Genomic DNA, 19,164 nt, shown 5'->3' on the forward strand with positions numbered 1-19,164 from the left:
TTCTCGGGCCTCCCCCGAACTCTCGGCTCACTCGACCGCGGTCGGCTCCGGTGGTCCGCGCGCCCGCTTCTCCCGGATGAACGTCCGCTCGGCGTCGGTCAGTTCCCCTCGCCGGGCGAAGGCGTCCAGGCCCGCCCGGTACCGCTCCGGATCCGACGTGGCGGGCGCGCCCGTCGGCCGTTCGAGCACGAGTTCGGCCAGCCCCGTTTCCTCGCCGGTGAACCCGAACCCGGCGCGGTGGAGCGCCTCGTAGGAGTACGGGTTGTTCACCGCGATGCCAATGCGGTCGTAGCCCCGCTCGGCGGTGCGCTCACAGACGAACGCACAGAGTCGTGGGCCGAGCCCCTCGCCGCGTTTGTCGTCCCGGACGGTGACGTATCGGAGCCGAACGGTTCCGGGGTCGGTTCGGTCCTCGTCGAACGCCACGCCCGCGAACACGTCCGTCCGCATGGACGCGTCCGCGTCGGTCGGATCGGTCGGATCGGCCCGTCCGGACCGGCCTTCGCGACCGTCCCACCCGTCGGGGACGAGCACGGCCTTCCCGGTGCTCGACATGACGAACTTCCCGGCGTAGGCGTACCGACGGTAGTCGAGTCGGAGCGTCGGGCCCGCGGCGGGCCAGCCGAGCAGCCGGGACTCCATACCCCCACTCGGGCCCGGACCGCCATGAGCGCCACGGCTTTGCCCGGCGCGGACGAACCACGACGCATGCTCGGGCACGGAGACGTCAGGTTCTTCGACGCCGTCGCCGCGGGGTACGACCGCGTGATGCCGGCCGCGACGCCCGAGGACCTCCGGGCCGGACTGGCGTTCGCACACCGGCCGCTCGAGCGAGTGCTCGACGTGGGCGGCGGGACCGGGCGTGCCGCACGCGCGCTCGGCGGTCGCGGGATCGACCCGATCGTCGTCGATCTCTCGGTCGGGATGCTCGCCCGTGCGCGGAACGCGGGTCACCCGGTCGTCCGCGCCGACGCGGGCGCGCTTCCGATCGGCGACGGGACCGTCGACGCGGTCGTCGTGACCGACGCGCTCCACCACTTCCCGGCCCCGGAACTCGCGCTCGCGGACTGTGTTCACGTGCTCGCTCACGGTGGCGTCCTCCTCGTCCGGGAGTTCGATCCGACCACGCGACGGGGCCGTCTGCTGGCCGCGACCGAACACCTCGTCGGGATGGACTCACGCTTTTTCGCGTCCGAGGACCTCGCGTCGGTCCTCGAGACGCTCGGTCTCCGGAGCTACGTCGTCCATCCCGGCTTCGGCTACACGGTCGTCGGCGTAAAACCGACCGACGCAGCCTGATCGCTCGACGAGAGGGGCGCGATCGGCCGACCGAGAACCCGGGAGATTAAGCCGGGTCGGGCGAACGCCCGGACATGGCAGTCGCCGACTTCCTCGACCGCCGGGTGGACGCGGGGGCGCTCCCGCTCGCACTCGGGGACGTGCTGGTAATCCTGGCGTTCGTCTACGCCGGGTCGATCCGTCACCAATCGGTCTCGTTCCCGCCCGCGGGGGTCGGGGACCTGACCGCCCTGCTCGCCATCGCCGCGCCGTTCCTGCTCGGATGGGTCGTCGCCGCGCCGCTCGTCGGCGCCTACTCGGCGGGCGCGGTCGAGTCCGCGAAGGCGTCGGTCCCGCTGACGATCCGCTCGTGGGTCCCGGCGGCCGTCATCGGCCTCGCGGTCCGGGCGACCCCGTGGGTCGACGGGGGCGTCCAACTCGTCTTCGCCGTCGTGATGATCGTCGTCGGCAGCGTCTGTCTGGGCCTCTGGCGGGTCCTCGCGGCACGACTCGTCTGAGCGTCCGGGTCGACGGAACCCCGGCCACGCTCGACCGACGGAACCCACCGCAGTACGCCGACTTTCGCCCCCGTTCAGTGCGCGCTTGCCATCGAAAGCCGTCGCTTCTTCCCTCCGACTGGCGAATATTACGGGGGTGGCACCATGAGTGAACGAACCGGAGACACGGAGATGGACGACGAGCGGACGGGAGAGACCGACCGCACGACCACAGGGAGCACGACGGCGGACGATCGCGGCAGGTGGATCTCGGCGATCATCGCGCTGCTGGGCGTCTGGATGATCGTCGAGGCGGTCCTGCTCGACCTCGTCGCGGGACAGTTCTGGAACGACGTCGTCGTCGGCCTGCTGTTGCTCGCTGCCGGCGGGTACAACTACTACAGACGGGCCGACGCGCAGATGGCCAACGTAGCCGCAGCGAGCCTCGCGGCCGTGCTCGGTCTGTGGCTCGTCGCGTCGCCGTTCGTGTTCGGCGACGCCGGAGCCGCGACCGGCTTCGCGTTCTGGAACGACGTCGTCGTCGGCCTGTTCGCGTTCATCCTGGGTGCCTACAGCGCCTACAGGGGACGTGACCGGCGACGGACCGCTCGACGGACGACGGGGTAGTCGAGGAGGTCGACCCGCCACGGCCGGTCCTCGTCCCGGCGGTCGGCGAGGCCCGGCCGGTCGAGCGTCCTACTCCGCCGGCGTTCGGGTCACGCGCTGGCGTCGGTACGACGCCACGTGGTACTGGGTGACGAGAACGGAGTAGGCGACCACCACGGCGGAAAAACAGGCGATGACGAGGAGCGAGCCGTCGTTGATGACGCCGTTGATCAACTGGAACAGCGCGAACAGCGGCAGGCCGAACGTGAAGATGCACGTCCGTACCGGGAACTCGCGCGCCATCCGGTAGAACAGGTCCACGTCGCCCGCGGTTTCGGTCGTCGGTACGCGGCTCATATCGCTTCTTGTTCACTCCCTACCGAGGACAGGGATACGTGCTTCGAATCCGACCGGGATGACGGACTATCGGCCCCGTACGAGCCGGGAACCGACGCTCACCGACCGCGTGAGAGCCAGATGCCGACCGCGCAGGCGACCAGCGCGAAGCAGGCGAGCACCGCGAACAGCGTCGGCGGGTTCGCGTACTCGAGGACGACGCCGGCGACGGTGCCGCCCAGCGCGCCGACGCCGAACACGCCGAGGTAGGTGTAGCCGTACGAGAGGCCGCGCGTCCCGGCCGGGGTGTACTCCGCGACGGTCGCCTGGTAGAACGGCTGAACGACGAATAGCGCCGCGCCGAGCACGAACCCGAGCGCGAGCAGCGGGATCACGCCGGCGTTGGCCGCGGGGAGGAACAGCACCGCGAGGACGGCGAGCAGCCCGAAGCCGCCCGCGATGCCGTGCTCGACCGGGATGCGGTCGGTGAGCTTTCCGCCGACGAACTGGCCGAGCACGCCGACCATCAGCAGGCCGGAGTAGAAGTAGTCGCCCGGGCGAACCCGGGTCGACCCGACCTGCTCGATGCCCAGCGTCTCCAGCAGGCCGCCGGGAACGACCGCAGAAACGGGGATCGGCTCGAACGTCGGGAGCCCCTGGAGGAGGTCGGGCATGAACGTGAGGATGCCCCGGTAGTAGAGTCCGGAACACATGACGACGAGGAAGACGAGCGCGAACGAGCCGGTGAACAGCTTCGCGCTCTCGGCGCGGAACTCGGCGAGCGAGTCGACTCCCGAGGACGCCTTCGAATCGCCGCCGTCGGCGGCGGGTTCGACCGCGGCGTTCTCGTCGAAGCTGGCCGTCGTCGCGTACGCCGCCGCGAGCAGCGCGGGCACGGCCAGCACCATCGCGACGGCTCGCCAGTCGAACACCAGCAGCATGACGGCGGTCAGCAGCGGGCCGAGCCCGATGCCGAGGTTCCCCGCGATGCCGTGGTAGGCGAACCCGGAGCCGCGCTCCTCGACGCCCTTGGAGATGAGCGCGAGCCCCGCCGGGTGGTAGACGGAGGCCGAGACGCCCCAGACGACCATCGCCAGCGTGATGGCGACGAGCCCGGGGGCGAGCCCGAGCAGGAGGAACGAGCCGGCCATGCCCGCGAGACAGGCGACGATGAGCCGACGCGAGCCGACGCGGTCCACGAGGATGCCGCCGGGGAGCGCGCCGAGCCCGAACAGGCCGTAGCCGACGGTGACGAGCACGCCGAGCGTCGCGGAGGTGACCGCGAGTTCGACGGGGCCGAGGCTGATGACGTCGAACGCGTCGAGCCAGACCGGGATGAAGATGGGGATGGAGAGCTCGTAGGTGTGGACCATCCCGTGGGCCAGCATGACGAGCGCGACGATCGAGCGATCGTTTCGATTCACTAGTTCGGCGTGCGGGACTGGCGCACCTGTAAGCGTCGGTTGCGGCACATTGGGGTTCGAAGGTTTAGGTCCGAGCGACTCGATCCCGAGAGGTTTGCCTACCGAATCGTTCGTTATATTACGAAACCCCGAGACGATGGTGTATCTGTCCGCAGTCACGGAGTATGTCCGAAAAAATAACCGTAAGGCGGCAAACTCGAGGGACTGATCCACTCGCGGTCTCGATAGTTATTCCGACGTACAATGAGTCCGAGACCATCGGCTCCGTCGTCAAGGGGGCTATCGCTGCTCTCTCGGGGTATTCGTTCGAGGTCCTTGTTGTCGATGACAGTAGCCCCGACCAGACGGCACAGACAGTCAGACGTGAGTTCGAGAACGACTTTCGTATCACCGTTGTCGAACGCAGTAGTAAGCAGGGCCGTGCGAGCGCGGTGGTAGAGGGGATCGAGCGCTCCGAAGCCGACATCGTTGCTGTACTCGACGGTGACGGCCAGCACCCGCCGGACGTTCTCCCCGAGCTATTCACGAATGTTAATTCTGGCACATGTTCCGTCGCAGTTGCATCACGGTACCGGGCCGGTTCGGCAGTTCAGTGTTCACTCCCCCGGGAGGCGATCAGTCGGGCCAGTACTCGACTGGCGAAGATGAGTTGCGAGCAACTCAGGCCGCTTTCGGATCCACTCAGCGGACTGTTCGTTGCCGATAAATCCTGTCTGTTCGACATAGAGATTTCCGGATACGGACTGAAAATCCTCCCGGAAGTACTCGCACAGGTGGGTAGCGATGCGGTAATCGAGGTCCCCTACCGCTTCGATAGGCGAGCCGCCGGCCGAAGCACCGTGTCACTCCGGACCGGCGTCGCGTTTCTCCATCACATACTCCGGGTCGGCCGCGGAAATTTCGGGACAGTAGAGTGATTATTCCGGGACCGTAATCTCCTCGTACCATTCGGAGTGTTTGCCCTGGTGATACGAGACGTAGAGAAAGACGGTAGAACCCAGGATGAGGAGGATCATCCCGCCCCCGCCGAACCACCACCAGACGGTGTCGGATACGGACGTCGAAAGCAGCCAGGAGAACGCACCTCCAGCGGTAAATACGCTGGCGACTAACATTCCTTTGGCGTTTTTCGTCATATCCTTCCCCTTCTCGAACACTTCTGAGTCGTTCCGGCTCACGCCACAGGAGAACACCGTGTTCGCTACACTGAAGGTGTGAAACGAGATGGACGTACTCAGGGTCGCAAGCGTAAATGCGCCGACGACGGAGACGCTCTTGCTGTCGATCAGGAACAGCGCGGACAACGCAACCGAGGCGACAATCTGTATGCTCCCCACCGCTACCCATGCCTCCCTTCCACGAAACGTCTCGAGCCGTGAGTAGAAGGCATCGAGTGCGTTTCCCGCACCATCTGACCTGTTAGAGCCTGAATCAGTCACGATGAGTACACCTATCGTTTCGGTCCCGAATGCGTAGCTTCATAATTTTTCCTCCCGAAACCGGGGGACTCAGTCGGCGCTTCCGAGGAACGAAACACCTAATCCGAGCCCGTCTGTACGCAGTTGCAATGAGCGCGCAGGACTGGCCACACGACCCGGACGGCGAGCAGGGTAGCGAGGGTCGACGCAAGTACGGCCACGCGGTGCTGGTGAAGAACGTCGACGAGGAGGAGGACTTCCCGCTTCGGGCCGGCGACTACGCCGAGGAGTACGGTGACTACCCGGTTCGGCTCGACGCCGACACCGTCGTCTCCGTCGAGGACATCTTCGCCGGCATCGACGACGACGAGGTGTACGACGACATCGTCGCGTTCCACAAGGCGGTCGGGGCCGCCATGCGCGAACAGGGCTACTGGACCTACGAGGGCGCCGACGCCTTCCTGGAGTAGCACTCGACGGCAGGGTCCCGGGGACTCTCCTCCCGTTCGGATCGGTCCGTGGTCGCGCCCGGCGGATCGACCACGCCGTCCCGGATGCTCACTCGACGTCGAGCTGTCCGCCGGTGACGCGTTTTTCGAGCGCGCCACGTTCCCAGGTGCGCGTCGCGTCGCCGGCGATCTCGTTTTCGATCCGCTCCTCCAGGAGGTTGATCGCCATCGAGTTCGCCCCCTCGGGGATGATGAGGTCGGCGTGTTTCTTCGTCGGCTCGATGAACTGCTCGTGCATCGGCTTCACCGTCGAGAGGTACTGGTCGATGACGCCCTCGAGGTCGCGGCCCCGGTCCACGACGTCGCGCTCGATGCGCCGGAGGATGCGCACGTCGGCGTCCGTTTCGACGTAGAGCCGGAGGTCGAGCATGTCGTTGATCCGCTCGTCGTACAGCGCCAGGATCCCCTCCAGGATGATGACGTCCGTGGGCTCGACCGGGACCGACTCGTCCTTCCGGTTGTGTACCTCGAAGTCGTACTGTGGCATCTCGACCCGCTGGCCGGAGAGCAGCGTCTCGAGGTGGTCGCGGAGCAACGCCCACTCGAACGCGTCCGGGTGGTCGTAGTTGATCTCCTCGCGCTCGTCGAGGTCGAGGTGCGAGAGGTCCTCGTAGTAGTTGTCGAGCGGGATTCGCGTCACCGAGTCCACCACGTTCTCGGTAATGAGCCGTGAGACGGTCGTCTTGCCGGCACCGGTACCCCCGGCGATGCCGACGACGAACGAGGGGTAGGTCATCGTCCGATACCGCGGCGCCCGACGGTTTGAACGCATCGTTCGTACTTCGGAGAACGTGCGTATTTTCGGAACTCGTTCGTTCCCGAGGACCCGTCCGGCCCGCGCCCTCACGACGACGGTGGGTCGTGGCTCGGGTGCAGTCGGACCGTCGGCGTGGGGGACCTCCGAGTGGCCACGGCCAGGGGGCCCCGGGTGCTGACTGGAGGCCCGTCGCTGACCGACTCACTCGTGACCGGGTTTCGAGCGTTCGATCCCGCTTACTGTTGGAAGAATACCACCACTGTTCGGGCAACCGTCGGAGAACGCACCATACCCCCTGCAAATCGGTAGATGGCTAGTACCATCACATCGGACAACTTTATAACCGGTTGGGGCATGTTCGACTATATGGTACGTGATATCGACCGTCGTGACGTGCTGAAGAGCGTCGGAGGCGCTGGCGTCGTCGGCCTCGCCGGCTGTATTACCCAGGACGGAAACGGCGGGGACGCGACCCCGACCGAAGGGGACGCCGGCGACGGTGACACGGACGGCGACGCCGAAACCGACACGCCGGAGGACTCGGGCGGCGAGTCCCGCACCATCAACCACGGCGTGCTGATGCCGGTCACGGGCGACCTCGCGTCGCTCGGCGGCCCGATCCGTGACGGCGCGATCCTCCCGGCGGCGGTGCTGGAGGACGCGGACATTCCGGTCACGATCGAGCTTCAGGAGGAGGACACCCAGACAGACCCGCAGGCTGGCGTTCAGGCGGCGAGTTCGTTCGCCAGCGCGGGGACGCCATCCGTCACCGGCGCGGCGTCCTCGGCGGTGAGCCTCCAGGTGTACCAGCAGACGTTCATCCCGAACGGCATCGTCGGCTGTTCGCCGGCCTCGACGTCCCCGGCGATCACCGACCTCGACGACGACGACCTGATCTACCGGACCTGCCCCTCGGACGCGCTCCAGGGTGAGGTCATGGCACAGGTCGCGACCGAGGAGCTCGGCGACTCCTCGGCGTCGGTGCTGTTCCTGAACAACGACTACGGCCAGGCGCTGAAGGACTCGTTCGTCAGCGCGTACGAGAGCGGCGACGGTTCGGTTCAGTCCGAGGTCGCCTTCGAACCCGAGCAGTCCTCGTACTCGTCGCCGCTCTCGGAGGTCATGAGCGGCGACCCGTCGCTGCTGGTCGTCATCGGCTACCCGGCGTCCGGGATCCAGATCTTCCGTGACTTCTACGCCGACTACGGTACCGAGACCAACATCATGGTCACGGACGGCCTCCGCGACTCGACGCTCCCCGACGAGGTCGGCAACGACATGGCGAACGTCTACGGGACGGCCCCGCTCGCGCAGGGCCCCGGCCAGGAGGCGTTCGTCGAGCAGTACGAGAGCGAGTACGACCGTGCGCCGGGCGTGTTCAACGCCCAGGCGTACGACGCGACCGCCGTCTGCCTGCTCGCCAACGCGGCGGCCGGCGAGAACGACGGCAACGCGATCAAGGAGCAGCTGAGGGCCGTGGCGAACCCGAACGACGGGACGGAGATCACCGCCGCGAACCTCGCGGAGGGGATCCGGCTGGCCGCCGAGGGCGAAGCCGTCTACTACACCGGCGCGTCCTCGAGCGTCGACTTCGACGAGAACGGCGACATGACCGCCGTGACCTACGAGTACTTCCAGTACAACACGGACGTCGAGAACAACATCGAGACGGTCAGCACGATCGACTTCCAGGCGTAACTCCACCCGCGATCCGAATTTTTCGCCGACCGCCGACACGGGCTCTCACCGTCGAGCGGCGCGTACGCGCGCCGACCACCCGCGCTCGGCCGTGCCTCGCTCCGTCGATGCGATCTGTGGTCCCCTGGTTCCGTTGCTGGCCTCGTGTCCGTCGTTCACGGGCTCGTACCGGCAATCGCGCTCGCTACCCTGGGGTTTACGCCCCGGTACTCGTACCCACCCACGAGATGCACGTACTCAGAAACGGGACGGTCGTGGACGCCGACGGCGTCCGCGAGGCCGACGTCGCCATCGAGGACGGCGACATCGTCGCCGTGGGCGACGTGGGCGACGGCGACGAGGAGACGGACGTGTCGGGGCAGTTCGTCGCCCCGGGACTCATCGACTGTCACGTCCACCTGATGATGGACGGCCGGCCGGACGTCGCCTCCGCGATCACCGAGAGCGACTTCGATCACGCGTACGTGGCCGCCGAGAACCTCCGGGCCGCGGTCGAAGCAGGGGTGACCACGGTCCGCGACCTGGGCGGGACGGGAACCCTCGCGCTCGACGCCGGCAACGCGGTCGCGGACGGTCGCCTCGTCGGCCCCCGCGTGCTCGCGTGCGGGCAGAACGTGACGATGACCGGCGGTCACGGCCACTGGTTCGGACGCGAGGCCGACGGTCCGGCGGAGGTCAGACGCGCCGCCCGCGAGCAACTCAAGCGCGGCGCGGACGTGATCAAGTGCATGGCCACCGGCGGCGTCCTCACCGAGGGAGCCCAGACGGGCGCGCCCGAACTGACCTTCGAGGAGATCGAGGCGGCAGTCGAAGCCGCATCGGCGAAGGGGGTCCCCACCGCCGCGCACGCCCACGGGAAGGAGGGCCTGTTGAACGCCGTCGAGGCGGGCATCACGAGCATCGAGCACGGCACGTTCATGGACCGGGAGGCCGCGGCGGCGATGGCCGAGGCGGACACCTGGTGGGTCCCGACGGCGTGTGCGGTGTTCAACATCGTCGAGAACCCGGACGCCGGCATCCCCGACTCCGCGATGGCCAAGGCCGAGGCGGCCGTCGACTCGTTCGTCACCTCGTTCGACCACACCGCCGCCGAGGGCGTCAGGGTCGCCATGGGGACCGACGCCGGGACCCCGTTCAACTACTTCGGTGACATCCCCCAGGAGATGAGCTACATGGTCGAGTACGGGATGACGCCCGGGGAAGCGCTCGAGGCGGCGACCGTGAACGCCGCCGAACTCTGCGGGCTCGACGACGTCGGGAGGGTCACGGAGCAGTTCCGCGCGGACCTCGTCGTGCTGGCGGAGAACCCCGCCGAGGACGCCGACGCCTGGGTCGACCCGGCCCACGTGTTCGCCGACGGCGAGAAGGTCGTCTGAGTGAACCGGGGTTCAGGATCGAACCCCGTGAGTCGCGGAGTCCATCGGCCGTGCGCGCGCCAATCCGCCACACGGCGGGGTCGAAGCGACACCGTTTTAATCCGGTCCGCGCTACCTGTGAGTGCACACCGACGCGGTGTGACGGACGCTCTGGTGGTGTAGTCCGGCCAATCATATCACCCTCTCACGGTGATGACCGGGGTTCGAATCCCCGCCGGAGCATTTCTCCTTCGACGGTGCCTCCCGCAGCGGCGGGCGGGCTCACGACCGGATCTTCTCGACGATCTCCTCGGCTCGCTCCCGGGCTTCGTCGTCGTCCTGCACCCCGTCGGTCGGGACCAGCACGGCCTGGACGACCCAGTCGTCGCCCTCCTCCGGGTGGCCGGTCCGGACCTCGCTGCCTTCCACGACCGACCCGGCCGGCTCCTCGGCCCAGTCCGGCGTTCGGATCGCGTCGAACTCGTCCGGGTCCCGGAAGCGGACGTGGTAGTAGTCGTCGGTTCGCTCGATCGCTCGGGCGGACGGTGACTCCGACATGGTTCCCCCTGGGGCCCGGACGCGCAAGAGGGACGGGCCGACATACGCAAGCGCCGCGCGAAAAATGTGGCCGCGACGGGTCGGCGGTCAGTACTGCTGGGCTCCCTGCGTTCCCTGGGCCGCCTGCGGGCCAGTGGCTTCCTGACGCTCCATCGACTCCAGCATCGACCACGTCGAGTCGACGGCGCGCCGCAGGACGCTCGCGCACTCCCGACAGTGGTCCTGCTGGTGTCGAGCGCACTCGTTCGCACACTCCTGAGCGACGAGCGCGAACGTCTCGGCCAGTTCGGGACCGAACGGGGAATCCCGGGCCATGAATCGGACGTTCTGCCCCGCGAGATCGGCGACGTCGCGGCAGAGCCGAACGCAGGTCGCCATCTCCGGCCCCTCGTCGAGACAGCGGTCGGCACACCACTCGCAGACGTTGCCGGCCTGGACGAAGTCGTGGAGCGCGAGTCGCATCTCGCCCGTGAGCGACGCCTCGAACTCCTCCGAGACCGCCCTCCCGGGTTCCAGTCCGGCCGATGATCCAGGCTGTCGCCCCGAGAACTGTGTCTGCTGTGTTTCCCCTTGCTGGCTGGGGAACTGCGTCGGCTGCCTTCCACCTTGCTGGGCGGGCGACCCCGTCGACTGGGCTCCCCCTTGCTGGGCGGAGGGCCCTTTCTGCTGTGCGTTCGGCTGTTGACCCGAGAACTGGGCCGGCTGTGTGCCCGGCTGCTGGCCCGAGAACTGACCCTGCGCTCTCGTCGGCTGCTGGTCCGTCCGACCGCCCCGTTGTTCGCGGGGGCCGGCATAACCGGTCGCTCGTCGTCCCCTTTCGCCGGATCCCGCCCGTGGCTGGATCTCTGGCTGGGACATGTTACAGGTCCCGCTTGAGCCGCACTTCGTCGCCGGTGATCGCGTCGATCTTCGATTCGTCGAGCGGATAGTCGTCGTCGTCCCGGTCGCTCCACCCGAGCTTCGACATGATCCGCTCTGCCATTCCCGGGTCCGGATCGACGTATCCGGTGCCGCCCCTGACGTCCGAAATCATGCCGATCCTGTCGCCGTTGGCGTTTACCACGCGCTTCCCCTGATCGTCGTCCGAAAGTGTTCGTTGTGCCATAGTGAGTGTCCTGTCGGTTTCGACGTCCGTGCAGTCGCAGTGATCGTCTCCCAGTCCGTCGGTTCGAACGGTCGGTCCGATGCTCGCCCGGGGGGAGCCGCCCCGCATCCGGGCGACGTTGGCCCGTCGCCGCTGAGAGACTTTGTTATAGTTTTCGTAGTCCGGCGACGCCCTGCCGCCGATCCGTCGACGAATCAGTACGAGAGAACTACCCGACACGTCGGTCCCCCGGTCCGGATCGGCCGGCCGACTCGGAACCACGCCCCACGCTCCCTCCACCGTTCATCGACGGCCGCTCTCGGCGGCTCTCGGTGGCGACAAGCCGAGGTTACCGGCGGAGTCGGCAGCGGGAGGCTCTCCAGGGTCGACTTACGACGATGGACGGCCACGGTACTGTCTCGTTCCTGAACGGACCCGGGGCGCCGCGAGTACAAATTCAGTGGACTTCCGTTCGAATCGGCTTGTCCTAGGACAACCAGGATTTTGTGGGGGTCGCCGTACCGTTCGAATTCCCCCGCTGTCGTCGGGGGGACGAAAAAGTACTTGCACTCGGCTCCCCGACACTGGGCCATGAGTGAACAGGGGATGGACGGGAGCCTCGCCGGCGTCCTGCAGAACAAGCGGGACGCGACGCGCTATCAGATCCTCGTTCAGATCGCCGAGCGCCAGCCGGCAGTCAGCCAGCAGGAGGTCGCGGACGCGATCGGCATCACCTCACAGGCCGTGAGCGACTACCTCCAGGGGCTCGTCGAGGACGGCTACGTCCACAAGCACGGTCGCGGCCGCTACGAGGTGACCAAGGAGGGCGTCGACTGGCTCATCACCAGAACCGACGAACTCCGCGAGTTCACGGGCCACGTCTCCGAGGACGTCATCGGGCAGGTCGAGATCGACACCGCGCTCGCCACGACCGACGTCGCCGAGGGCGACCCGGTCGCCATCTCGATGCACGAGGGCGTCCTCCGGGCGGCGGCCGGCGGCGGCGGGACGGTCACGGCCGTCGCCGTCACCGACGCCCGGGCGGGCGAGGACGTGGGCGTCACCAACTTCGAGGGGGTCCTCGAGTACGATCTGGGGACCGTGACCGTGTTCCCGGTCCCGCTCGTTCAGGACGGCGGGAGCGGCACGGTCGACGCCGAGGCGGTCGCCGCGGCCGCCGCCGACCACGACCTCGTCGGCGTCGCCGGCACCGAGGCGCTGGCGTTGGCTCGCGCGGCGGACGTGGCTCCCGACATCCGGTTCGGAACGGCGCTCGGGGTGCAGGAGGCCGCGATGAAGGGACTGGACGTGCTGTTGCTGGCGGCCACGAGCGAGGTGGCCGCACACACCAACAAGCTCGTCGCCGAGAACATCGGCTACGAGGTCCTCGACGCGACCGACTGAGGGGCCGGCGCGTTCGGCGGACGTCACCGGCTGCCGGGCGTCGCCGGCTGCCGGGCGTCCTCGGCGTCGTGAAGCGTCATCAGGAGTTCGGTCCCGCCGTCGGCGGGGGTACGGATGTCGAGCGTTCCCCGCGAGGCCGTCACGACCCACTTGATGAGCCAGAGTCCGAGCCCGCTGCTGTGGGTGAGCGCCGTTTCGGTGCGGCGTTCGAGGGCGGCCCGGTCCTGCTCGGGGATGCCCGGACCGTCGTCGCGGACCGACAACAGCACGTCCCCGCGTTCGGCCTCGACGTCGGTCTCGACCGCGATTTCGACGCGGACGGGCGCGTCGCCGCCGTGGCGAGCCGCGTTCTCCAGGGCTTCCTGGACGGCCGCGCCGAGAACCGGGACCGCCGTGACCCGACACGCCTCCGGAACGGACAGCTCGACCTCGACGGGGAACCTGCGTTCCACGGCCTGTGCGCGCCTGCGGACGATCGACACGAGGTCGAGCGGGGTCCTGGCGGCCTCCTCGTCGCTGCCGAGTAACCCCTCCAGCGTGCCCGCCTTCTCGCTGTGGCCGATGAGCTTCGCCGCGGCCGTCTGGATGCGCTGGAGGCCGTCCAGCTTCTCCCCGTCGTCGATCGTCCGCGCCAGGTTCTCCGCGTTGCCGTAGATGACCTGCACGTCGTTGCGGAGGTTGTGTCTGAGGAACCGGTTCATCACCTCGAGCTGTGCCCTGCGCCGGTTGCCCGTCACGTCGGTGAGGAACCCCTCGAGCGTCGCGGAGTCGTCCGCCTTCTCCGCGAACAGGCCCGTCGCCCGCTCGCGGACCCAGCGCTCGCCCGAGTCGGCCGTCAGGAGCCGGTAACTCGCCTCGTAGGAGGTCCCCTCCGCGAGCGCGGACTCGCGTTTCGAGACGATGGCGGCCCGGTCGTCCGGGTGGACCAGTTCGCCGAACCCGATGCCGTCGGTGCTCGTGAGCGCGGCGGCGTCGTGACCGGTCAGCTCGGCCGCGTAGTCGTTGACGAACGCCAGCCGGTCCACGTCGTCGGTCGACGTGCGGAACACCATCCCCGGCAGGCTCGCGACGAGCGAGGAGAACTGGGTCTTCTGGCGCTCCAGTGCCCGCTCGGACCGGGTCCGCTCGATGCAGGTCGCGACGTGGGAGGTGAGCAGCTCGGCGAGCTCGACGTCGCGCTCAGAGAACGCGTCAACCTCCTGGGAGAACGCCTGGAACACGCCGATGGTCCCGATCGGCACCGTGATCCCGGACACGATGTCCTCGCGCAGCGGCTCGGCGTCCTCGGCCGTCACGATGTCGTCCATGAGCTCGCTCTCGCCCGTCCGGAGCACCCTGCCGGCGATGCCTTCGCCCGTCCCGAGCGCGGTCTCCGGGATGTCGAGCGCGGCCGACGTCGTGGCGACGACGAACTGGTCGTCCTCGGCCCGAACGAACGTACACTGGTCGAAGTTGAGGATGTCCTCGGCGGCATCGACCGCCAGGTCGAAGATCTCCGACTCCCGCTCGGCCGAGACCATCTCGTCTGCGACGTCGTGGAGTCTGGCGATCTTCCTGCGGTTGCTCCGCAGGGCCTCGACGCTTCGGATGCGTTCGAGCGCGTCGGCCGCGTGGCCGGCCAGTAGCTCGGCCAGTTCCAGGTCCCGCTCGGAGAACGCTCCGACGTCGGTCGCGCTCGCCTGAAACACGCCGGCGTTCCCGATCGGGACGCTGACGACCGACCGGTAGCGTCCCCGCGCCGGGTCGCCGTCCTCGACGGTTCGAACGTCGTCGACGCGGAGGCTCCGTCCCGACTGGAACGTCTCGCCGGCGAGCCCGTGGTCCTGCGGGACCGAATCGTGGAAGTCGCCGGCGACCCCGGAGGTGCTCGCTTTCGTGACCAGTTCGTTCCCCTCCGCGACCGCGACGGTGCTCGTGTCGAAATCGAGAATGTCGGTCGCCGCACCGACGGTCAGCTCGTGGACGGCCGACTCCTCCGAGCAGGCCTCGAACTGTGTGGCGACGTCGTGGAGCCGTTCGACGGGGCGAACCGCCCAGTCCTGCCGGGTCCGTGCCGGCGTGTCACGCACGTGGAGGACCACGACGTCGTCCTCGGACTCGGTCGCTCGCGCGGCGACCTCGGTCGTCACCTCGTTCCCGGCGCCGGTCTCGAACACCCAGTGGAAACTGCCGCCGGTCTCGACGCTCCGTGTGATCGTCTCCCACAGGCGGTCCGCGTCGTACATCGTCGGACTCCGCGGGCAGACGAGCGACAGCGGGCCGCCCCTGAGTTCCGTCGGTGCGAGCGCGAACAGGGACGCGGCGACGTCGTCCACGTCGAGCACCGTCCCGTCGGCCACGACGAGCACGCCGTCCTCGAACGGGCTGTCCGCCCGGGAGGAGGCGGTCACGTCGGTGGACTGTTGCTCGTCGGTCATCGGTTCTGGACCGGCCCCACGCCGAGGCCGGTTCCTATCTATGGGGAGGAAGCGAGTGGAATTTATATAAGCTTCGCCCCGGCCGGAAGACGAGGGCCGGCACCGCGACCTCGTCGCACCCGACCACGACGTACCGCGGTTCGGGGGTCCCATCTGGATCGACTCCCGTCGGGAGTTCACCGATCCAGCGCGTCGGCGACACGCTCGGTTGCGCTCTCGAGCGCGCCGGCTTTCGCCATCGCCGTCACGTAGTGACCGACGGGCCTCGAGAGCGCGTCCGCCCGGATCTCCGTCCCGCCACGGTCGACCAGGCGGTCGCCGTACTCGACGTAACTGGCAATTTCGGGGACGAGCGCGGCCGTGAGCGCCGGCTCGGCCGGGGCCGTTCTGGCACGCTCGATGGCGTCGACGGCGGCACCGCGGCGCTCCCGCACGTCGTCCGCATCCGCGACCCCGAACCGGGTTCCGTCCTCGACGCTGGACCGGACCGCGTCGAACCCGGCGAGCGCGGCGAGGCCGGAACCCGCCGCGAGGACCGTCCCTGCCGGCCGGAGCGTCACGTCCGCGTCCTCCCGGACGCCGCCGAGGGACGCCCGCTTGAGTTCGCTGAGCGCCCACGTCGCGGGGGTGTCATCCACGTCGCGTTCGACGTACGAGGCCGCGTCCCGATCCTCGGCGAGGGAACGCTGTTCGGCCCCCGCCCGGAGCTCGGCGGTCGACGACTCCGCCGCGGTTTCCAGCCCACTCGTCAGGTCTCGCGGTTCAGCGAGCGACTCGACGAACGCGTCGTAGAGCACTCGAGCGTGTTCGAGCAGCCCGCGGACCCCCTCCAGTCGTGCCGCGAGACGACCGACTCCCTGGACGCCGTCGTCGTCGCCAGGGCGGGCGATCGGCCGTTCGAGCCGCGCGGTCGCCCCGCGGCGGAACCCCTCCAGCGCGGCGTGGACGGCGACCGCCCGGCCGGGGTCCTCACCGACGTAGCTGACGTGGTCGTGGAGGTCGGCCAGCGCCCGCTCCAGCTCGTTGGACGCCGTTTCGAGGTCTCCACGCGTCACGTCACCCTCGATCGCTCGCCAGGTCGCCGAGGCCCGCATCGCGGAAACGCGGGCCGACCGCGCCGCGGCGAGCCCCTCCCTGGTCGATGCCGGGTCGTTCGCCCGGCTCAGCTCCGCTTCCGCGTTCTCGACCTCGAACGAGATGTCCTCCCTGATCACGCCGTTGGGAACCTCAGCCGGACCGAGCGGCGTCGGGAGCTCGTCGAGGAGGTTCCGGGCACGGCTCCGACTCTCGCCGATCGCACCGTCGTCGATTTCGACCGGGAACGTCTCCGGGACCGCGGGCTCGCGGTCGGCCACGACGGCTCGCACGTCGGTGCCGTTCAGCGTCGTCGGGCCCGAACCCGGGACCCGGAGGTCGCCACAGCCGGCGAGGAGGACCCCGCCGGCGAGCGCGAGCGCCCCCCGCCGCGTCGGGTTCCCGTCGCTCATTCCTCCTCCCCCGTCGTCGCCGAGGAACCGTCGCCAGCGGTGGGCTCCCGGATCCACGGCGGGAGGCGACAGCCGCCCGAACTCATCCCGGAGCCGTAGCTGCTGATCCGCTCGGGGTCGATCGCGGCCGGGATCCGAACGAACGTCGCCACGCTCGCGCGGACGTCGGCCCCGCAGGAGACATCCGCGTCGCGGAGGGTCCGGCCGTACCGCGTCTCGATCTCCGCGTCGGACCACCCGACGTAGCAGAGTTCGAGCCGATAGCACTCGCCGACCGACGAGAGGTCGACGTACACCGTCTCGGTCTCGAACTCCGTGGCCGCGATGAACTCCCTGACCGGTGCCGAGTCGACGCTCTCGGCGAAGCGCAGCCGATCGGCCGAGGCCTCGTCCACGATGAACCGGTCGGAGAGGTACCGTCTCGGGGTTCCGTTCGTCCCGGACTCCCCGTCGTCTACCCACACGATGCTCGCGTCGGTCGTCGCCCGCAGCGTCCGGTGTGGCGGGTCGGTCGCCACGTTCTCCAGGTCGCGCTCGCGCCCCGCGGTCGCGGTGGATTCTCCCGCCTCGAAGTCGCTACAGCCCGCTGCACCCGCGAGGAGAGCCGTCGCTCCGCGGAGGGCGGCCCGTCTGGTGATGGGGACCATCGCTTCGATGACTCTGGCTCGGCCGGGCACAAATAACGGGTGGATGGCTCCCCGTGGTCGGTCGAGGCCGATCCGGAACGGGCGAGAACCCTCGCCAGCCGCGCTTGGCCCATCACTTATCGGCGCTCCGCCCGACTGGCCACGTATGCCCTCGGTGACACTCGTCGACCGCGGTCGCGTCCGCGCGGACGCCGGCTACGTGCTCGACGGCCACACGATGGCGAGCGCCGGCGAGCCGAACCCCGACCACGAGCGCATCGACTTCGTCGTCTGGTGCGCGGTCGTGGAGGCGGGCGACCGGACGTTCCTCTGGGACACCGGCCCGCCGCCGAACGCCGCCGACTACTGGCCGGACCCGCTATACGGCGCGTTCGAGGCCTACGACGCGACCGAGCGCTCGCTGGCCGTCGACCTCGAACGCGCCGGCTACGCGATCGACGACGTCGACGCCGTCGTGGCGAGCCACCTCCACCTCGATCACGCGGGCGAACTGGCGGCGTTCGCGGGCACCGGGACGCCGGTGTTCGTCCACGAGTCGGAACTGAAGTACGCGTTCTACTCCGCCAAGACCGACGAGGGCTCCATCGCCTACCTGTCGTCGGACTTCGACGGCGACCTGAACTGGTCTCCCGTCCACCGGCATCGACGCACCCTCACCGAGGGGTTCGAACTCCTCCACCTCCCCGGACACACGCCCGGCGTGCTCGGTGCCCGCATCGAGACGGCAGAGGGGACGCTGCTGGTCGCTGGCGACCAGGCGTACGTCGAGGCGAACTACGCCGAGGGCGTCCCGCTCGGGCCGGGGCTGTTGTGGAGCGGACCCGAGTGGCGCGAGAGCCGCCGGACGCTGCTCGAACTCGAGACCCGACACGACGCAGACGTGCTGTTCGGGCACGACCTCGACCGGTTCGAGTCGCTGGCGACACGGTACTGAACCGGCGGACGGCCGGAAGCCGGTCGGAGCACGTGGGGGGCCGGGTCAGCCGAACGACCGGAGGTCCGCCACCGCGGCCATCACGTTCCGTTCGGCCTTCCGGAGGTGTTCGGCGGCGGTCCCCGCCGAACAGCCCAGTTCGTCGGCGACGGCTTCGGCCGTCGCCTCGCTCGGGACCGCGTAGTAGCCCAGGTCGACGGCGACCTCGACGGCCTCCCGCTGTCGGCTCGTCAGGCCGGGGTCGAACGTGGCCTGCCTGTCGTCGTACTCCCCGATGCGGTCCACGGTGACGTCAACGCCGTCCGGCGGGTCGTCGACCGCGGACTGGAGCGACGCGGGGTCGCCAAGCACCGTCAGGTTCGCCTCGCCGCCGCCGACGAACTCGATCGGCGGGACGACGATGACGCCCGTGCGGGAGAAGCGCTCGAACAGGCCGGCCTCGAATGCGGTCCCCTCCTGTTCGATGTACGCGTAGAACGAGGACTCCCCCAGGGGCGTGAGCTCGAAATCAACGATCGTTTCGGCGGCCGCCAGGGCCGACGCGTAGGCGTCCGCGTCGCCCTCGGCATAAAAGAGGAGCGTGTCCCAGCCGTCGCTGGCGGTGTTGCCGTGCAAGAGCAGGTCGCGCTCGACGTCGTCGCTCCGGTCGATGAACTCGTGGACCGGGTGGATGACGTCCTCGCGAAATCGGAGGGTCAACCGGACGTACTTCATCGGTCGCTCGGAACGTGTCTCGGCGGCGCTTATAAATGGCC

The 19,164-nt window shown here is 68.7% G+C and carries 21 protein-coding genes and 1 tRNA gene; 10 read left to right on the forward strand and 12 right to left on the reverse strand.

Going from position 1 to position 19,164, the window contains the following annotated elements:
- Positions 1–27: 27 nt before the first annotated feature.
- The gene (locus RJT50_RS07540) at positions 28–642 is read right to left on the reverse strand and encodes a GNAT family N-acetyltransferase (RefSeq protein ID WP_313695549.1); all 615 of its coding nucleotides are present in this window, start codon (positions 640–642) and stop codon (positions 28–30) included.
- Positions 643–708: 66 nt separating this feature from the next.
- On the opposite strand from RJT50_RS07540, the gene RJT50_RS07545 reads away from it, so the two are divergent.
- From RJT50_RS07545 to RJT50_RS07555, 3 genes are all read left to right on the forward strand, one after another.
- Complete coding sequence (locus tag RJT50_RS07545; RefSeq protein WP_313695551.1) at positions 709–1,299, forward strand: class I SAM-dependent methyltransferase; 591 nt, start codon at positions 709–711, stop codon at positions 1,297–1,299.
- Between the two features lie 74 nt (positions 1,300–1,373).
- A complete protein-coding gene (locus tag RJT50_RS07550) occupies positions 1,374–1,796 on the forward strand; it encodes a DUF3054 domain-containing protein (protein ID WP_313695553.1) in 423 nt (140 codons plus the stop codon).
- Between the two features lie 144 nt (positions 1,797–1,940).
- Positions 1,941–2,402 (forward strand): SPW repeat protein, encoded by a 462-nt coding sequence (locus RJT50_RS07555; protein ID WP_313695555.1) that lies wholly within the window; start codon positions 1,941–1,943, stop codon positions 2,400–2,402.
- A 69-nt stretch (positions 2,403–2,471) separates the two neighbouring features.
- Here RJT50_RS07555 and RJT50_RS07560 read toward each other — a convergent pair whose 3' ends face one another.
- Both RJT50_RS07560 and RJT50_RS07565 read right to left on the reverse strand, forming a co-directional pair.
- On the reverse strand, positions 2,472–2,738 hold the full coding sequence (locus RJT50_RS07560; protein ID WP_313695556.1) for a hypothetical protein: 267 nt from the start codon (positions 2,736–2,738) through the stop codon (positions 2,472–2,474).
- 98 nt (positions 2,739–2,836) lie between these two features.
- A complete protein-coding gene (locus RJT50_RS07565) occupies positions 2,837–4,105 on the reverse strand; it encodes an MFS transporter (protein ID WP_313695946.1) in 1,269 nt (422 codons plus the stop codon).
- Between the two features lie 200 nt (positions 4,106–4,305).
- On the opposite strand from RJT50_RS07565, the gene RJT50_RS07570 reads away from it, so the two are divergent.
- Positions 4,306–5,058, forward strand: coding sequence for a glycosyltransferase (locus tag RJT50_RS07570; RefSeq protein WP_313695557.1), 753 nt, complete (start codon positions 4,306–4,308; stop codon positions 5,056–5,058).
- Here RJT50_RS07570 and RJT50_RS07575 read toward each other — a convergent pair whose 3' ends face one another.
- Positions 5,059–5,580, reverse strand: a complete 522-nt coding sequence (locus RJT50_RS07575) for a hypothetical protein (RefSeq protein ID WP_313695558.1) — start codon at positions 5,578–5,580, stop codon at positions 5,059–5,061.
- Between the two features lie 128 nt (positions 5,581–5,708).
- Here RJT50_RS07575 and RJT50_RS07580 point away from each other — a divergent pair, with 128 nt between their 5' ends.
- Entirely contained in the window at positions 5,709–6,029 is a 321-nt protein-coding gene (locus RJT50_RS07580) for a DUF5785 family protein (RefSeq protein ID WP_313695561.1), read from the forward strand.
- Between the two features lie 88 nt (positions 6,030–6,117).
- On the opposite strand, the gene udk is transcribed toward RJT50_RS07580, so the two are convergent.
- Entirely contained in the window at positions 6,118–6,804 is a 687-nt protein-coding gene (gene udk, locus RJT50_RS07585) for a uridine kinase (RefSeq protein WP_313695564.1), read from the reverse strand.
- Between the two features lie 387 nt (positions 6,805–7,191).
- On the opposite strand from udk, the gene RJT50_RS07590 reads away from it, so the two are divergent.
- The 3 genes from RJT50_RS07590 (at position 7,192) to RJT50_RS07600 (ending at position 10,121) form a co-directional block, all read left to right on the forward strand.
- Positions 7,192–8,523, forward strand: a complete 1,332-nt coding sequence (locus tag RJT50_RS07590) for an ABC transporter substrate-binding protein (protein ID WP_313695566.1) — start codon at positions 7,192–7,194, stop codon at positions 8,521–8,523.
- 227 nt (positions 8,524–8,750) lie between these two features.
- A complete protein-coding gene (locus RJT50_RS07595) occupies positions 8,751–9,899 on the forward strand; it encodes a metal-dependent hydrolase family protein (RefSeq protein WP_313695568.1) in 1,149 nt (382 codons plus the stop codon).
- 147 nt (positions 9,900–10,046) lie between these two features.
- Positions 10,047–10,121, forward strand: a tRNA-Glu gene (locus RJT50_RS07600).
- Between the two features lie 39 nt (positions 10,122–10,160).
- Here the strand turns inward: RJT50_RS07600 and RJT50_RS07605 are convergent.
- The 3 genes from RJT50_RS07605 to RJT50_RS07615 form a co-directional block, all read right to left on the reverse strand.
- Positions 10,161–10,436, reverse strand: a complete 276-nt coding sequence (locus tag RJT50_RS07605) for a hypothetical protein (RefSeq protein WP_313695569.1) — start codon at positions 10,434–10,436, stop codon at positions 10,161–10,163.
- 87 nt (positions 10,437–10,523) lie between these two features.
- The gene (locus tag RJT50_RS07610) at positions 10,524–10,898 is read right to left on the reverse strand and encodes a four-helix bundle copper-binding protein (RefSeq protein WP_313695570.1); all 375 of its coding nucleotides are present in this window, start codon (positions 10,896–10,898) and stop codon (positions 10,524–10,526) included.
- Between the two features lie 397 nt (positions 10,899–11,295).
- Entirely contained in the window at positions 11,296–11,541 is a 246-nt protein-coding gene (locus tag RJT50_RS07615) for a PRC-barrel domain containing protein (protein ID WP_313695572.1), read from the reverse strand.
- Between the two features lie 570 nt (positions 11,542–12,111).
- On the opposite strand from RJT50_RS07615, the gene RJT50_RS07620 reads away from it, so the two are divergent.
- Positions 12,112–12,924: a DUF7839 domain-containing protein gene (locus RJT50_RS07620; RefSeq protein WP_313695575.1), complete on the forward strand. Its 813-nt coding sequence runs from the start codon at positions 12,112–12,114 to the stop codon at positions 12,922–12,924.
- Between the two features lie 23 nt (positions 12,925–12,947).
- On the opposite strand, the gene RJT50_RS07625 is transcribed toward RJT50_RS07620, so the two are convergent.
- The 3 genes from RJT50_RS07625 to RJT50_RS07635 all read right to left on the reverse strand — a co-directional run bounded on the left by RJT50_RS07625 (position 12,948) and on the right by RJT50_RS07635 (position 17,475).
- On the reverse strand, positions 12,948–15,341 hold the full coding sequence (locus RJT50_RS07625) for a GAF domain-containing protein (protein WP_313695577.1): 2,394 nt from the start codon (positions 15,339–15,341) through the stop codon (positions 12,948–12,950).
- A 176-nt stretch (positions 15,342–15,517) separates the two neighbouring features.
- Positions 15,518–16,828 carry a hypothetical protein gene (locus RJT50_RS07630; RefSeq protein WP_313695579.1) on the reverse strand — a complete coding sequence of 437 codons (1,311 nt, stop codon included), beginning with the start codon at positions 16,826–16,828 and terminating at the stop codon, positions 15,518–15,520.
- Positions 16,825–17,475: a hypothetical protein gene (locus RJT50_RS07635; RefSeq protein ID WP_313695581.1), complete on the reverse strand. Its 651-nt coding sequence runs from the start codon at positions 17,473–17,475 to the stop codon at positions 16,825–16,827. Before RJT50_RS07635 ends, RJT50_RS07630 begins: the two co-directional genes overlap by 4 nt.
- Positions 17,476–17,620: 145 nt before the next feature.
- Between RJT50_RS07635 and RJT50_RS07640 the strand changes: the two genes are divergently transcribed.
- Positions 17,621–18,409: an N-acyl homoserine lactonase family protein gene (locus RJT50_RS07640; RefSeq protein WP_313695584.1), complete on the forward strand. Its 789-nt coding sequence runs from the start codon at positions 17,621–17,623 to the stop codon at positions 18,407–18,409.
- Positions 18,410–18,454: 45 nt separating this feature from the next.
- Here the strand turns inward: RJT50_RS07640 and RJT50_RS07645 are convergent, their stop codons facing one another.
- Positions 18,455–19,123 (reverse strand): helix-turn-helix domain-containing protein, encoded by a 669-nt coding sequence (locus RJT50_RS07645; RefSeq protein ID WP_313695587.1) that lies wholly within the window; start codon positions 19,121–19,123, stop codon positions 18,455–18,457.
- Between the last annotated feature and the right edge of the window lie 41 nt (positions 19,124–19,164).

This window comes from Halobaculum sp. XH14, assembly GCF_032116555.1.
GTDB classification, from domain to species: Archaea; Halobacteriota; Halobacteria; order Halobacteriales; family Haloferacaceae; genus Halorarum; species Halorarum halobium.